The following is a 703-nucleotide window of genomic DNA, read 5'->3' as shown; positions in this document are numbered from 1 at the left end:
CTCTTTTGTTGTTGCTAAGATGTTATTTATCTTTATGCTTTTATTATAGTAAGCACTTATAATTATATCAATATATTTTTATATGCAATATTGCATATAGGGCAATGTTATACATTTAGACAAAAATTAGACATCTATTAGTCATTCTTTAATGGTACCATAGCGAGGTGAGAGTCTTTAAGGGTTCTCCTTAATAGGAGGAAACGACTATGGAAAGAGTGCAAGCGATTATTGACAGTAATCTGAAATTCAAGAGCTGGGTTAAACAGGTACTAGCTATAGGCGGAATATTAGGTTTCTTCTACTTGGTGTTATATGTTTTATGTTTCTTATTTGTTATGTAAATATATGGTACAATTTGAGCTTTCGTAACCTGGTGGAAATGATGGAAGAACGAGGAGTATCAATCGCTCACACAACCATTATGCGTTGGGTTCATCAATATGGGCCCCAATTAGAAGAGAAAGTACGATATCATCTTAAATCAACAAATGACTCATGGAGAGTTGATGAAACCTATATCAAAGTAAAAGGTCAATGGATGTATTTATATCGTGCTGTAGATTCCGAAGGGAACACCATTGATTTTTATCTAAGTAAATCAAGAGATAAACAAGCAGCCAAGCGCTTTTTCGTACGTGTCTAAACCACGTGTGATAACAGTAGATAAGAACCCTGCCTACCCTGTAGCGATTCAAGAGTT

At 34.7% G+C, this 703-nt stretch carries 1 protein-coding gene and 1 pseudogene; both read left to right on the top strand.

Going from position 1 to position 703, the window contains the following annotated elements:
- Nucleotides 1-209 precede the first annotated feature (209 nt).
- The gene (locus B5P40_RS33400) at nucleotides 210-344 is read left to right on the top strand and encodes a hypothetical protein (protein WP_002192042.1); all 135 of its coding nucleotides are present in this window, start codon (nucleotides 210-212) and stop codon (nucleotides 342-344) included.
- Nucleotides 345-352: 8 nt separating this feature from the next.
- Nucleotides 353-703: pseudogene (locus B5P40_RS08960) on the top strand (IS6 family transposase); the annotation flags it as partial.

The sequence above is a fragment of the Bacillus sp. SRB_8 genome, from assembly GCF_003264205.1.
Lineage (GTDB): Bacteria > Bacillota > Bacilli > Bacillales > Bacillaceae_G > Bacillus_A > Bacillus_A mycoides.
This window is presented reverse-complemented; position numbering and strand designations above follow the sequence as displayed.